15 protein-coding genes and 3 pseudogenes are annotated in these 13,240 nt (G+C 66.8%); 8 read left to right on the forward strand and 10 right to left on the reverse strand.

Annotation, left to right across the window (positions count from 1 at the left end; all coding sequences use genetic code 11):
• Nucleotides 1–579 precede the first annotated feature (579 nt).
• Nucleotides 580–1,448, forward strand: a pseudogene (locus GWK18_RS12240) (IS3 family transposase); the annotation flags it as partial.
• A gap of 175 nt (nucleotides 1,449–1,623) precedes the next feature.
• Here GWK18_RS12240 and GWK18_RS12245 read toward each other — a convergent pair.
• The gene (locus GWK18_RS12245) at nucleotides 1,624–1,797 is read right to left on the reverse strand and encodes a histone-like nucleoid-structuring protein Lsr2 (protein ID WP_082019284.1); all 174 of its coding nucleotides are present in this window, start codon (nucleotides 1,795–1,797) and stop codon (nucleotides 1,624–1,626) included.
• Nucleotides 1,798–1,868: 71 nt separating this feature from the next.
• On the opposite strand from GWK18_RS12245, the gene GWK18_RS12250 reads away from it, so the two are divergent.
• Nucleotides 1,869–2,267 carry a hypothetical protein gene (locus GWK18_RS12250; RefSeq protein WP_039101379.1) on the forward strand — a complete coding sequence of 133 codons (399 nt, stop codon included), beginning with the start codon at nucleotides 1,869–1,871 and terminating at the stop codon, nucleotides 2,265–2,267.
• Between the two features lie 65 nt (nucleotides 2,268–2,332).
• Here the strand turns inward: GWK18_RS12250 and GWK18_RS12255 are convergent, their stop codons facing one another.
• The 3 genes from GWK18_RS12255 to GWK18_RS12265 are packed head-to-tail and all read right to left on the reverse strand — an operon-like array spanning nucleotide 2,333 to nucleotide 3,386.
• Nucleotides 2,333–2,566: a hypothetical protein gene (locus GWK18_RS12255; protein ID WP_152608318.1), complete on the reverse strand. Its 234-nt coding sequence runs from the start codon at nucleotides 2,564–2,566 to the stop codon at nucleotides 2,333–2,335.
• 5 nt (nucleotides 2,567–2,571) lie between these two features.
• Complete coding sequence (locus tag GWK18_RS12260; protein WP_052239283.1) at nucleotides 2,572–3,123, reverse strand: hypothetical protein; 552 nt, start codon at nucleotides 3,121–3,123, stop codon at nucleotides 2,572–2,574.
• 29 nt (nucleotides 3,124–3,152) lie between these two features.
• On the reverse strand, nucleotides 3,153–3,386 hold the full coding sequence (locus tag GWK18_RS12265) for a hypothetical protein (RefSeq protein WP_039101381.1): 234 nt from the start codon (nucleotides 3,384–3,386) through the stop codon (nucleotides 3,153–3,155).
• Between the two features lie 241 nt (nucleotides 3,387–3,627).
• Here GWK18_RS12265 and GWK18_RS12270 point away from each other — a divergent pair, with 241 nt between their 5' ends.
• Nucleotides 3,628–4,200, forward strand: a complete 573-nt coding sequence (locus tag GWK18_RS12270) for a hypothetical protein (RefSeq protein ID WP_152608319.1) — start codon at nucleotides 3,628–3,630, stop codon at nucleotides 4,198–4,200.
• 526 nt (nucleotides 4,201–4,726) lie between these two features.
• Here the strand turns inward: GWK18_RS12270 and GWK18_RS12275 are convergent.
• Nucleotides 4,727–5,593 carry an NAD(P)H-binding protein gene (locus tag GWK18_RS12275; protein WP_166835557.1) on the reverse strand — a complete coding sequence of 289 codons (867 nt, stop codon included), beginning with the start codon at nucleotides 5,591–5,593 and terminating at the stop codon, nucleotides 4,727–4,729.
• A 75-nt stretch (nucleotides 5,594–5,668) separates the two neighbouring features.
• Here GWK18_RS12275 and GWK18_RS12280 point away from each other — a divergent pair, with 75 nt between their 5' ends.
• A complete protein-coding gene (locus GWK18_RS12280) occupies nucleotides 5,669–6,025 on the forward strand; it encodes a helix-turn-helix domain-containing protein (protein WP_328744174.1) in 357 nt (118 codons plus the stop codon).
• Between the two features lie 69 nt (nucleotides 6,026–6,094).
• Here GWK18_RS12280 and GWK18_RS12285 read toward each other — a convergent pair whose 3' ends face one another.
• Nucleotides 6,095–6,472 (reverse strand): helix-turn-helix domain-containing protein, encoded by a 378-nt coding sequence (locus GWK18_RS12285; RefSeq protein ID WP_348535952.1) that lies wholly within the window; start codon nucleotides 6,470–6,472, stop codon nucleotides 6,095–6,097.
• A gap of 101 nt (nucleotides 6,473–6,573) precedes the next feature.
• Here GWK18_RS12285 and GWK18_RS12290 point away from each other — a divergent pair.
• A pseudogene (locus GWK18_RS12290) lies at nucleotides 6,574–7,740 on the forward strand (IS3-like element ISAar24 family transposase).
• Between the two features lie 78 nt (nucleotides 7,741–7,818).
• Here the strand turns inward: GWK18_RS12290 and GWK18_RS12295 are convergent.
• The 4 genes and pseudogenes from GWK18_RS12295 to GWK18_RS12310 all read right to left on the reverse strand — a co-directional run.
• Nucleotides 7,819–8,031: pseudogene (locus GWK18_RS12295) on the reverse strand (helix-turn-helix domain-containing protein); the annotation flags it as partial.
• Between the two features lie 112 nt (nucleotides 8,032–8,143).
• Entirely contained in the window at nucleotides 8,144–8,518 is a 375-nt protein-coding gene (locus GWK18_RS12300) for a VOC family protein (protein WP_088818064.1), read from the reverse strand.
• A gap of 683 nt (nucleotides 8,519–9,201) precedes the next feature.
• Complete coding sequence (locus GWK18_RS12305; protein WP_166835561.1) at nucleotides 9,202–10,323, reverse strand: amidohydrolase family protein; 1,122 nt, start codon at nucleotides 10,321–10,323, stop codon at nucleotides 9,202–9,204.
• A 48-nt stretch (nucleotides 10,324–10,371) separates the two neighbouring features.
• Nucleotides 10,372–10,719 (reverse strand): helix-turn-helix domain-containing protein, encoded by a 348-nt coding sequence (locus tag GWK18_RS12310; RefSeq protein WP_166835563.1) that lies wholly within the window; start codon nucleotides 10,717–10,719, stop codon nucleotides 10,372–10,374.
• A 130-nt stretch (nucleotides 10,720–10,849) separates the two neighbouring features.
• Between GWK18_RS12310 and GWK18_RS12315 the strand changes: the two genes are divergently transcribed.
• Genes GWK18_RS12315 through GWK18_RS12325 form a run of 3 tightly spaced genes read left to right on the forward strand, consistent with a single transcriptional unit; the run spans nucleotide 10,850 to nucleotide 13,084 of the window.
• Nucleotides 10,850–11,659, forward strand: a complete 810-nt coding sequence (locus tag GWK18_RS12315; RefSeq protein ID WP_167739490.1) for an NAD(P)H-dependent oxidoreductase — start codon at nucleotides 10,850–10,852, stop codon at nucleotides 11,657–11,659.
• Nucleotides 11,656–12,867 carry an epoxide hydrolase family protein gene (locus GWK18_RS12320; protein WP_166835565.1) on the forward strand — a complete coding sequence of 404 codons (1,212 nt, stop codon included), beginning with the start codon at nucleotides 11,656–11,658 and terminating at the stop codon, nucleotides 12,865–12,867. Before GWK18_RS12315 ends, GWK18_RS12320 begins: the two co-directional genes overlap by 4 nt.
• A gap of 25 nt (nucleotides 12,868–12,892) precedes the next feature.
• Nucleotides 12,893–13,084 carry a putative immunity protein gene (locus GWK18_RS12325; protein ID WP_166835567.1) on the forward strand — a complete coding sequence of 64 codons (192 nt, stop codon included), beginning with the start codon at nucleotides 12,893–12,895 and terminating at the stop codon, nucleotides 13,082–13,084.
• Nucleotides 13,085–13,240: the final 156 nt, after the last annotated feature.

Below are 13,240 nucleotides of genomic sequence, written 5' to 3' on the forward strand. Positions count from 1 at the left end.
CCACAGACCCCACACCGGCATCGGCGGCCAAACACCCTCACAACGCGTTCACAACGTCACGGGGAAGTACAGCTAGAAGGGCGGTGGTGATGCCGGCACCGTACGAGGAAGTACCCTCCACGGCGGCGAGCACCTCCGTCCCGTGAGTTCTTCGTCGGATCCAAGAGACCACACGCTGCATCCCGGGGGCAGTAGTCGGGAACGATTTCGTATCGACCATCGCTCCTGTTCTGGACTCAATTATGCAATACGTGTGAGTACGCGCGTGGGTATCGATCCCTACGACGTGCTCGTAGCGGTCGGTAACGGTAGCCATGGTGAGCTCCTCCAGTCGTCAGCACTTCAGCGGGCTGGCCCGGGTCGCTCAGAGTCACATCTGTAATGAGTCACGCCCCTGGGGACGGACAGGCTTCTGATCAAGGCATCTGCGCGGAGAGACCGAGCCGAAGCCCAGCCGAGGACACGTCCTTTTGAAGACATCGTGAAATCTTGACGAGTCGGTTCTACCCGGAGTCACTCGGCCGAGCTACGGCTCAGCATCCCAGCCGGCCGCAGGCCCGCCAGAGGCCATTACAGTTCTACCCGCTCGTGAGCGAGCTCGCCGCTGACAACATTCCCGTCGCGGTGTCCCTGCGGGTCTTGAAGCTCTCCCGCCAGCCCCACTACCGCTGGCGCCACCAGCAGGTCACCCAGGCTGAGCTGACTGAGGCCTACCGCGCCAACGCGTTACTGGACGCCCACCGCGACGCCCCGAGTTCGGCCACCGGTTCCTCGTCAGTGAAGCCGCAGAGTCCGGCGAGGTGATGTGTGAGCGCACGGCATGGAGGATCTGCCGGGACAACCAGTGGTGGTCCGTGTTCGGAAAGAAGCGCGGCAAGAACGGAAAGCGCCCTGGACCGCCGGTCCATGACGACCTTGTGAAGCGGGACTTCTCCGCCGATGACGTCAACGAGCTGTGGCTGACCGACATCACAGAGCACTGGACCGACAAGGGCAAGCTCTATCTCTGCGCCATCAAGGACGTGTTCTCAGCCCGGATCGTGGGCTACTCGATCAGCGACCGGATGAAGGCTTGTCTCGCGGTGAACGCCCTGGACAACGCCGCTTCCCGACGCCGTGACGCCGCTGGCTGCATCGTGCATTCGGACCGAGGATCCCAGTTCCGGTCACGCAAGTTCGTGCACGCCCTGAACCGTCACCACCTCATCGGATCCATGGGCCAGGTCGGTGCTGCCGGCGATAACGCCGCCATGGAGTCCTTCTTCGCGCTGCTACAGAAGAACGTCCTGGACCGTAAGCGTTGGCGGACCCGAGAAGAGCTCCGAATCGCAATCATCACCTGGATCGAAAGGACGTATCACCGACGCCGCCGACAGGCCCCTCTGGGCCGATTGACCCCCATCGAATACGAGACCATCATGAACCCGGCCGTGAGCCTCGCGGCCTGACACCCCAACTGTCACCTGTTCGTGCGGCAGTCCCCACTGGGCAGGTTGACATCGCTGTGACCTCGTCGAGGCACAGCGCAATCGCCCGGACGTAGAAGAGCCCCGGATTGACCTGCTGCCAGAACAGCAGTCCGGGGGCTCCTGGGCTCCTGCGCCCCGAGACGAACTGCCTCGATCAGGCCTTCGGAAGACCGCCGTGCTCCTGTCGATAGGCGGCGTAGATGTGCTTGGGGATCACGCCGCGATCAGCGATCTCGCAACCCTCATCACGAGCCCACTGGCACAAGGCCTCGCGCTGCTCGGGAGTCGTGTCCGCAGTCATCCCGGTGGCAGGCCCGCGCTGCCGCAGCCAGCAGAAGCCCTGATTGGAGCCGGTCTCGCGCTACGGTGGCCCCACGACCACCGAAAGGCAGGACCACCATGCTCATCTATGACTCGGTCGAGACCGCCAACGAGGCCGAGAGCCTGCAGATCCGCCCCAGCGGCACCCCCGGCAGCAGCGAGATCCACGAAGCTGACTGGGGCTACCGTCTGCGCGGCCACGGCATGCCCGGCGGTCACGACGGCGGCTGGCTGCTGACCTTCCATTACACGCAGTCCGCGCCGGCTGGCACGCTGATCGCCTACGAGATCCGCGACGATGAGCGCACCGGGCGAGTGGGCATCGTGCGCCGAGACTGGCAGCGCGCCGACGATCAGCGTCACCTCGATGCCACGAAACAGCAGCTGTCCCAGCCGTGGCAGGGCGCGAACATGCAGCCCGGGGGAGAGGCTGACCTCGAGGAGATCGACGAGCTGCTGCCGGGTCAGAAGCTCTGAGCATGACCAAGGCCCGCCAGGAGTGATCCTGGCGGGCCTTGGTCGTCCACGTCAGCAGCGGCTCATCAGCTGCTCTTGGCAGAACTCAGATCCGCCGCAAGCGCATCAGCCTCCTGCGCCGTCTGCGTCGCCGCCTCCAACGCCCGCTTGTCGGTCAAGGACGTGGTGTAGATGGTCTTGCCCGAAGAAAGCTTCACCTCGTAGACGCGCCTAGCATTGCCGCGGTTCCTGCCGAACATGCGAGATCGGAGCTTGCCGGGCACGGGCTTCTTCCACGTCGAACCTGCGGTTTCAGCCATGTCGATCACTCCTGCTTCGTCGATGGACCGATCCTACCCTTGCTCAGTCGCTCCAGGAAGGTCTGGGATTCTGGCTCATCCTCTTCGATCGATGCTGCCAGCCCTTCTTCCAGACTGTCGGTGAGCTCTTCGAGCAAGTCCGCTTCTTCGGGTGAGATCTTCCGATCACGAAGCAGGCTGCGAAGAAGCTGAGATCCAGACGCAGAGAACTTGCGATCCTTGGCTGTCACCAGATCGATCGCAGACTGCACGCGCCTCCACCACTCGGCGCGGTCGTCAGCAGTCTGTCGCTGTTCCAACGAACGACGAGCGACCCGGAAGTTGCGATAGCCCACGACCAGAGCAGCCGCAGCCACAGCACCGATCAGCAGGGGAGTGAAGCCGGCCAGCGGCTGGGCCCACTGCGCCAGGCCGCGCACCTGCTCATGTAGACGCACCGACGGGTCTATGGAGAGCACGACAAAGACCACGACTACTGCAGCACCGCCGATGCCGAGTACCCAACCCCAGTGCTTCCGCCGCCAGTCCTTGTCCTCCGCCTCATCCTGCCCGCTCATGAGACTCAGCTTATGCTCAGACCAGCGGATCAGCGGCCGATCGTCACGGCCGCTCGAGCCTTCAGCACATTCAGCACCGCGAACAGCGCCTCGAGATCCACGCGCTGGTCCTTGCCCGGCTCCTCGAGCTCCTTGAGCCGGATCGGGCGGATGCCGGCGGCAACGGCGACCTGCTTGCGCGTGGCCGCTCCGCGGCGCTTCACCAGGAAGTCAGCCAGCGCCTGCGGATCGCTGAGCACCCGCAGCTGCTCGGCCTCGCCCATCCTCGATGGAGGCCTTGGTCATCTGCCTCACCTCGTCCCGCCATGGCCATGAGTCTGGGCAAAGGCGCTGAACGCTCATGCGGACTGTCGAGGGGACCTGATCAGGACTGGTTGAACCCTACTCCCCGGATTATGACGCGATGTATCCGATAGTTGTTTTCGCATTGTAAACGAACAGAACTGCGGTCTGAGCCGGTGACGGGTTCTATCGACGCCGAGGGCAAGGTGCCACGATGGCACCATGAACCGGTACACCAATGACGAAGAATTCGATCCAGCTGATCTCGAAATGTCGGTGACCATCAGTCGGGAGTTCGATGAGTCATACGATGTCCTCCGGGTCCTTGAAGCCGCAGTGACGTACTCGGACGAGCTCGACGGGCGTGTTGCTGTCGGAAAGTTGACGGGGTGGATCGGCCGGTATTGGGAAGGGTGTCCGCTGGAAGACGCCGGGGACTCCATCAGCGAGGACGCGATGGTCCTGGCCTCAGCGGCGCAAAGAATCATCGATGCGGAGATCGAGGAGTACTTCGACTCCGTGGTGCTCTTGAACCGGATCGTCCTCGAGGAGGACTGGCGCGGACAGAGGCTCACCGGTCCGATCATCACTCAACTCCTGAACCTGCTGCAGCTGGAGCCGACCTGGACGGTCCTCGTGCTTCAGGCCATGCCACTTGATAGGGACGGCTCCCCGCTGGAGGACGGTCCTGAAAGCTGGGCGGCATTGGCCAAGCTCGAGTCGGTCTACCGCAAAGCCGGTTTCGAGTCAGCGGCCGGTGGCCCAGTCTGGTGGCGGTTGCCGCACACAGATTAGGCCAAGCCGGCCCGTCGGACCATAGAACCGCATCAATGCCACGTGGCGCTTCATCCCGTGAAACGCTTCTCGCTGAGGCTCAGAACCATGGTCCATGGCACTTCAGATTACGATTACGATTTGTCCATGCCGAGACGGGCCTCGATCTCGTCGGCAGCTATCCTGATGGCTGATTGGCGAGCTTTCTCCGGCTGGCCCACGATGCCAGGCCAGCCGTCGACAGCCTCGGTAGCCCACCCCAGCACGTCGACTTCTAGAGGGACTGGTGCACGTGTAGGTGACAGTCTTCGTCACGCCGCGTCTGCGGTCGTGTGGTCCATGATCAGCTCGTACTCGATGGGGGTCAACCGAACCTTCAGCAGTCCCAGTTTCATCGTGTCCAACGGGTGGAAGGCGGGACAGCAAGTCTTCACGCAGGGCGTGCAGTCCACTACGCGCCGCAGGACCGTCGTGCCGCGGTGAGACCGACGCCGCCAGATCCTTGGTTGGGTTTCCGCAGCCGAAGAGCGGACGTCCGGGCGACCTGTCAGTCCGGCAGCACCGCGTCGAGCCACGCGGTGACGGTGCGGGGCGTGAGGCCCAGCAGGGTCTGGGCGCTGTTGGTCACGGCGATGGTGTTGTCGTCCTGGGTGTTCAGTGCCTGATAAAGACCGACGACGGGGGCCGCGGCATCGGCGCCGAACAGCGGGCTGATCAGGTCCCCGAACTGGTCCGGGGTGATTGCTTCGAACCGGATGTCACGGCCGAGACGCTCAGTGAAGCCCTTCGCGAGGTCGGGGCCGGTGAGGCCGGGGAGGTGTCCGATTGCGACGGTGCCGGTCACGGTGGTGTCGGTGAGGAGGCGGACGACAACGTCGGCGACGTCGAGGTGGGAGCTCCACGACACCGGGAACGACTCGGGCAGGGGGTAGCGGAGCACGCCTTCTTCGCGGGCGGGCCCGGCGATGACGGGCAGCAGAAGGTTCTCCAGGTACAGGCGTGGTACGACCACGGCGGTGGACACCCCGGTGTCGGTGATGCCCTGGATCAGGGTGGCGATCGGGCTGTCGGCAGGGGCCTGCAGGGGGCTGCCGGGCTGATCGACGATCTGCCCACTGGTGGAGATCACCACACGACCAGGCTTCGCGGCTGCCACAGCCTTCGTGATCGCGTCGACGTAGGCGGGCGCGCGGCCTGAGCCGTCCATCGGCAGGTGCACGAACACGCCGTCTGCTCCCGCGTAGAGATCGGTGAGCGTGTCGACGTTGGCGAGGTCGACCGACGCGGCGGTGACGCCGTCGGGCAGGCCGGTGGGGGTGCGGACAGCGGCGACGGCCTGCTTGCCAGCGGCGGTCAGAGCAGAGAGGACGGGGGAACCCTGGGCGCCCGTGGCGCCATGCACGATAAACGTCATGCCTCTATTAGTGCATACGGTGCATCGGTTACGTCAACTGCACCAACGGCGCGTATGGTGACAGGTGTGAGTGACGTGGATCTTCCCGAGTGCGGTGTCGCCAGGTTTCTGATGCTGTTCGATGGGCCGTGGGCGACACTGATCGTACGCGAGCTCATGCACGGGCCGCAGCGCTTCGGCGAGCTACGCGACGCGTTGGAGGGCATCAGTGCGCACACGCTGACGAACCGGCTGCGCCTGTTCGAGACCCGGGGCATCGTCACCCGTACCGCGTACGCGGAGATCCCGCCGCGCGTGGTGTACGAGCTCACCGAGCTGGGCTGGCAATTGCGGCCTGTGCTGGATGCGATGTACGAGTGGGGCATGGCCGCCCCCGCGTCAGCCTTCACCAACGAGGCCCCGGAGCCTGGGGGTAGCCGATCGGACCGGTGAGGCCGCTCGTCCGCTCGACATCTCGTGCCGGGGCCTCGGTGTTGTGGTGTGTCCCTGCCGGTGATGGTTTCAGGCCGTCGAGGGCTGGTCGGGGTGGGGCAGTGAGGTGGCCCAACCGTTGAGGGTCTGCAGGATGGGGCGCAGTGTGTGCCCGGTGGGGGTGAGTTCGTAGACGACTTTCGGGGGGATCTCGTCATGGGCGGTGCGGGTGAGTAGCCCGTGTTCTTCGAAGCGGCGGAGCCTGGCCGCGAGGGTGTGTGCGCTCATGCCCGGCAGTGCGGTCGCGATCTCGGTGAATCGCCGGGGGCCGTCGAGCAGTTCCCTGATGATCAGCATTGCCCAGGGTCCGCCCAGCAGCGCCTGGAACCGGGCGACCCCGCACTCAACCTCTGATTCCCGCCGCCGGCCGGCATCGTGCGTCGCATCGTTCCGACCCGAACCGGGAATGCCGCGGGACTGCTGAGGGTTCGGTTGACACCTTGACCTGACCTATGGCTCGGTTTCCAGTTGACGTCGCTAGTCGATGGTCTTCATGGAAGGCTCTTCGCATGCCACGCCCGTACCCTCCCGAGTTCCGTGCCCGTGCCATCGCTCTGGTCCGCGAGGGCCGCCAGGTCAAGCAGACCGCACTGGACCTGGGCATCCACGAGGTCACCCTCCACAACTGGCTGCGACAGGACGATATCGACCACGGCCGCCGGCCGGGACTAAGCAGCCAGGAATCTGCCGAGCTCCGCGCGGCGCGCGGCCGTGTCCGCCAGCTCGAGCAGGAGATCGCGATCCTCCGCCGGGCCGCGACGTGGCTCGACGAGGAGGGAGGAGTTGCCCCAAAAGGGCGCACCCGGTGATCGACCGACTCGTCGACGCCGGGGCACCCACAAGCACCTGCTGCCGCCTACTGGGCGTCTCCCGTCAGGGCTACTACCGGTACCGAAAGCGCCCGACCAGTGCCACTGAGCTGCGCCGCCGCTGGCTGACCGGCCTGATCCGGGAGATCCACGTCGCCTCCCGCGGCACCTACGGCTACCGCCGCATCCACGCCGAGCTCACCATCGGAATGAACATTCCGTGTTCCAGCCGGCTCATCTCCGTCCTCATGACTCGCGCCGGAATCGGTGGCCTTCCAGGCCCAGCCAGAATCAAGCGACTCAAGGGGGTTGCCACAGCGGACGACCTGGTCAACCGCAAGTTCCACCGTCTCGCGCTGAACGAGCTGTGGGTCACGGACATCACCGAGCATCCCACCCGGGAGGGCAAGATCTACTGCGCCGCCGTGCTGGATGCTTGCAGCCGCAAGATCATCGGCTGGGCTATCGACTCCAAACAGGACTCCACCCTGGTCGTGAACGCTCTGGACATGGCAATCCGTGCACCTCAGCCAGGGACCGGAGGGATCGTTCATGCGGATCACGGAGTCCAGTTCACCTCCTGGGTCTTCACTTGAGAAGATCCGTTCAGCGGGACTGCTGCCGTCGTTCGGGACCGTCGGCGATGGCCTCGACAATGCGATGATGGAGTCGTTCTGGTCGACGATGCAGATCGAGCTGCTGAACCGGAAGAAGTGGAAGACGCGCATCGAGCTCGCGAACGCGATCTTCGAGTACATCGAGGTGTTCTACAACCGTCGTCGCCGGCACTCCTCCCTCGAGTACGCGACATCCCACGATTACGACCTCGCCCGCACCCCGCGGGCACTCACCACCATCGGAAGCTAGCGACCAAGAGTGGAAACCTAACCGTAGGTCAGGTCAATGTGACACCTACTCGTGCATCAGTCCCCACCGCTTCATCGTCGCCTTGCTCGTCTTGTATGGCGAGGTCTTTGGGCGCGAGGACCGGTCATGCATCGATTCGCCGTTGGCGTAGCGGTCTACCCACCGCTTCACGGTCGGCCAGGACACCTGGAAGCGAGCGGCGACCTCGCTGACCGGCCAGCCTTCGTCAATTACAAGTCGGGCGACTTTCAGCCGGTGTCGCGGTGTGAGTGCTGCGTTGGCGTGGGACATCGGGAAGCCTTCCTGTGTGAAGCCGCTCGCTCAAGAACGCAGCGTTGCTGGGGTAGTCAGAGCGAATAGGTAAGTCGACCGTCGAGAACTGAGTCATCCGCACAGCTCCGCGCTAGACGTATGGGCGGGTAAGAAGTTCGACAAGGTGGCCGAATGGGTCAAGGACGTAGAGAGCGCGGGCATCTTCCTCGCTGCGGATCTGGGCGCGAAGCGTTCGCTGGGGGTCTGCCCAGTAGTCGGTTTCGGTGCTGATAAGTGACGCCAAAGTGCGAGCGAAGTGCTCGTCGTCGACTAGGAAGGCAAAGTGCAGTTCACTGAAGGTGGTGGGCGGACGAACGAACTGCAACAGCACGCCGTCATCGAGCAGTACGTGGGCGAAGGGTCCCCAGGCGGGGGCTGACTTGGCCTCCAGCAGCTCTCGGTAGAACTTGGCGGATTCTTCGGCGTCATGGGCCGGGATGATGATGTGGTTGAACCGGGCAGTCATGGATGTCTCCTATCGATTTTTGGGCATGCAAAAGTGGCCCATGTGAGGACACATGGGCCTAGGGGTGCGAGAAGTCGGCGGTAGTGACCGGCGAAGCGCTGGCCATCTGCTGACGTGTTCTGGACTGGACGCTCGCGATCAGTCACGCGGCGACGCTGGGTGCGGCGATAACACCGTCGGCCTCCCAGAGGTTCGGCGCCTCCATGCCTGGCACAGACTGCCACCGGCACGCGACGCTACTTCAATAGTACCTCCGAAGGTGGCGAAGCCTCAATCAACGTCTCCGGTCAGTACAGCTAGTCGGGGAGTCATGTGAGAGCTCCGCATGCATCAGACCTGGTCAGACTGCGCAGATCTCGTCACATCCGATTCTCGAGCTGTGTCTCGTTACTGAAGTTGCATGGTCGGCCGTGGCTGGCTCCTCGTTCTCGCGCCGTCTTGGTGCCAGCGCAGGTGCGGTGGCACGTAGCGCTTGGTGGTACCGACAGTCCAGCGGCCTGGTACCGGAGTTCTGGATAGTGGGACCAGTTGCCAACAGCTGTTGGCATCGCCCTAGGGCACGATCTCGTGCTGCTCGCGAAACCCAAAGGAACGCGACGAGCGCCTCGCCTTAGCCGGGGGAGTGGACTCCCTGAACGTCGCCGCCGCCAGCGCGGTGGTGTTCTGGCAGCGTCGGGCGGCCGTCATGGGCCGGTGACGACCGCCCCGTCGAGCACGACGAGATCCGGATCCCGCAGCACCTCGAGATCCTCGCGCGGGTCGCGCTCGAGCCAGAGCAGGTCCGCACGCTCGCCCTCGCGCAGGCACGGGAAGCCGCACGCCTCACGCGCGGTCCAGGAGGCCGCGCCGAGGGCACGCTCCGGGTCCAGACCGGCGTCGAGCAGCCACCGGAGCTCGTCGATCAGATGCCCCACGGGCAGATCCGTGCCGGCAAGGACGGTGGCGTCCGCCTCGGCGGCTCGGCGGACGAGCTCCGCGTGCGCCGCCCGCCCGTCGCGGAACCAGCGCTGCAGCGGCGGCGGCACCGAGGGGTCCTGCATCGGGTCGGCGAGCTGCTCGAAGACGGTGCCGGTCGGGACGAGGACCGCGCCGTGCCCTGCGATCGTGTCGACCAGGTCCGGGGACTGGTGCAGGCCGTGCTCGATGCTGTCGGCCCCCGCGCGCACCGCGGCTGCGCCGGTGTCGGCGCTCTGGGTGTGCACGGCGACGCGCCGGCCGGCACGGTGGGCCGTCTCGACCGCGCCGCGCAGCGCCTGCGGGCTGAAGCTCGCGCTGTAGCCGCCGGACTCGTCGAACCAGTCGGCGATGATCTTCACCCACTGCCCGGTGGTCGGGTCCGCGGCCGCCGCGGCCAGCTCGTCGTCGGCGACGCTGCGACCCCAGCCGGGGAAGAACCGGCCGGGCGCGGCCAGCGGCACCCCGGCGTGCTGGATCAGGGACTGCCCGGGACGATCCAGGATCTCGGCGGGGATCGGCGAGGGACTGCCGAGCACGCGCACAGCGCCGACGCCGGAGGAGGCGAGAGCGGTCAGCTCCTCGTCGAGGACCTCGAGAGACAGCGGACCGCCGATCTCGGTCACGCCGAGGTGGACGTGGGCATCGACCAGGGAGGGTATCATCCACCCGCCGCTGGCGAGGGTGCGCGCGCCCTCGAGCGGTTCATAGGTGACGACCCCGTCGCGGATCCACAGATCCCTCTCTAGGCCGTCGGGCAGCAGGCGGGCGCGCAGGTGCAGAGGCCGGTCGTCGAGGGAATCAGCGGTCGGGTCCGGTCTGCGGGTCCACGGAGGCTCCTCCTCGAGCACGATCGGTCCACCGGGTGCACCTCCAGCGTGGCACAGGGGGCGCGGGGGTCAGGGTGCGTCGGTGCCCTCGATCTCTGCGGAGAAGCCCGCACCCCAGTCGTTCATCTCCCGCACCAGCGGGGCGAGCCCGCGTCCCCGGTCGGTGAGCTGGTAGTCGACGCGCGGCGGCACCTGATCGTGCACGGTCCGGGTGAGGATGCCGTCCTCCTCGAGCTCGCGCAGCTGACGGGTGAGGGTCTTCGTGTTCGCCAGCGGCACCAGACGGCCCAGCTCGTTGAAGCGTCGGGGACCCTCCAGGAGATGCTTCACGAGGGTGAGCTTCCAGGTTCCGCCGAGCACGGAGACGGCGACCTCGACGGGGCACACCTCGAGGGCTCTGCGGACCGGCAGTCGCATGGGCACTCTTCTCCTTCCGGGGCCGGGGCCCCTCGGCTGCACAACGTTTCGAGACGAAACCACCGGTCAGCGCAGGCGACAGAAATGTCCGTACTTCCGTGAGCGACGGCGTCGTGGTCAGAGTGTAGGCATGGAACCGACGACCACCGCCCCGCGCACCGTGCTCTGGCTGAGCGCGCACCCCGAATCCCGCTCCCTGAACGGCGTCCTCCGGCGCGCCGGCAGCGCTCATCTCCGAGCCCAGGGGCACCAGGTCCTCGACTCCGACCTGTACGCGATGGGCTGGGACCCGGTACTGCGCCCGGCCGACGGCGGCCACGGCCCGGCTGCGGAGGACAGGTTCCGCGTCAGCGACGACACCCGCGCCGCGCACCGGGAGGGACGCCAGCCCGGCGACGTCGCCGCCGAGCAGGAGAAGCTCCTCGCCGCCGACGCGCTCGTGGTCCAGTTCCCGCTGTGGTGGTACGGCCTGCCCGCGATCCTCAAGGGCTGGTTCGACCGGGTCCTGGTCAGCGGCTTCGCCTTCGGCACCGACCCGGCGTCCGGGCAGCGGCTGCGCTTCGAGCAGGGCCCCTTCGCCGGCAAGTGCGCGCTCGCCGCGCTCACCCTCGGCGACCGGCCCGCCGCGATCGGGCCGCGCGGGAAGTCCGGGGAGCTCACCGAGATGCTGTTCGGGCTGCTGCACGGCACCTTCGCCTACACCGGCATGAGCGTGCTCCCGCCCTGGGCGCTGCCCAGCGCGGACCGCATCGAGGACGCCCGTGAGAGCATGGCCGGCCTGAACCGGCGGCTGGACGGCCTGTTCACCGAGGCCCCGATCCCGTACCGGCCCCAGTTCACCGGGCAGTACACCCCGAGCTGGGAGCTCGCCGACCACGTGCGTCCGGGAGAGACCGGCCTGTCCATCCACATCTCCGATGCGCCGCAGGGGGCACGATGACCACGTTCCGCGCGACCGACGCCGACCTCGCGGACCTCCGCGCCCGACTGGCCGCCGCACGGCTGCCGGAGACCGAGACCGTCCGCCGGCCGGCCCCCGACCCTCGTCGCTGGGGCCAGGGCGTCCCGCTCGAGGATCTCGCCGAGCTCCTCGAGCATTGGCGCGAGGGCTCCGACTGGCGGAGGTTCGAGGAGCGGCTGCGGAAGATCCCGCAGCAGCGCGTGCACGTCGACGGGCTCGGCGTCCATGTGCTGCACCGACGGTCCCCGCGTGAGGACGCGACCGGGCTGATCCTCACCCACGGATGGCCGGGCAGCATCGTCGAGTTCGTCGACCTCCTCGACGAGCTCGCCGAGCCCGAGGACCCGCAGGCACCCGCCTTCCACGTGGTCGTCCCCTCGCTGCCGGGCTTCGGCTTCAGCGACAAACCGGCCACCACCGGCTGGGGCACCGAGAAGATCGCCGCAGCCTGGGCGGAGGTGATGGCGGAGCTCGGCTACGAGAGGTTCCTCGCCCACGGCGGCGACTGGGGCGGCGTGATCACCACGATCCTCGCCGGCCGTTTCCCGCAGCGGGTGATCGGCATCCACACCACCGTCGCGCAGCCACCGCCCGATCTGGCCCTCGAGGTCCTCACCCCGGCCGAGCGGGACTGGGTGCGGGAGTCCCAGGAGTTCTGGGCTCATCACGCCGCCTACGCGAAGGTGCAGGCCGCCCAGCCCCAGACCCTCGGATACTCGCTCGTGGATTCGCCGGTGGGGCTCCTGGCCTGGATCCTGGACAAGTTCGCGGCCTGGACGGACACGCGGGACAGCCCCTTCGAGACGATCCCGCGGGACACGCTGCTGGACAACGTCACCCTGTACTGGCTCACCCGCAGCGGCGCCTCCGCGGCGCGCATCTACTCCGAGAGCCACGACTCGCTGGACCCGGACCTCCGCGTCGACGTGCCCACCGCGGTCACGACCTATCCCCGGGACATCGAGAAGTGGCCGCGGCCCTGGGTGCAGGAGCGCTTCCGCCGCATCGTCCGCTGGGAGGCCGCCGACTCGGGCGGACATTTCCCCTCCCTCGAGCGCCCCGCACACTTCGTCGAGGACCTCCGCGAGGGGCTGGCGGCGGTGCTCGCCGCAGACGGGGACGGGGCCTCGGCCGGGATCGGGCCGGAGCTGTCCGCGGATGTGCAGGAGACGTCGGGATCGCCATGAGCGTCGCTCGCCGTACTCTGGGACGATGACGCTGTCGCCGCAGACATTGACCGTCGAGGACCGGCGCATCGTCGCGTCCTGGGCGGCCGACTGCGCCGAGCACGTACTCGGCATCTTCGACGACGCAGCGCCGGATGACACCAGGGGCCGGGACGCGATCAGATTTACCCTCAAGCCGGGCACTCCGTACGCATCACCCCAGGTCAGGCCGCGCTGATGTGGCCTCAGCGCTCGCTGGGTGAGGACCCTGACTCCGACTGCTGGGGTGCTAGCGCCGGCCACCCACGCCGGAACGACTGCCGCCCCCGTTACCTTCTTCCCAGCTCGTCCGTCCATCAGGATGGGAGGGTGCTGACCGGCCGGTCCTCGGCAT

The sequence above is a fragment of the Kocuria sp. JC486 genome (genome assembly GCF_011602805.1).
GTDB lineage: Bacteria > Actinomycetota > Actinomycetes > Actinomycetales > Micrococcaceae > Kocuria > Kocuria soli.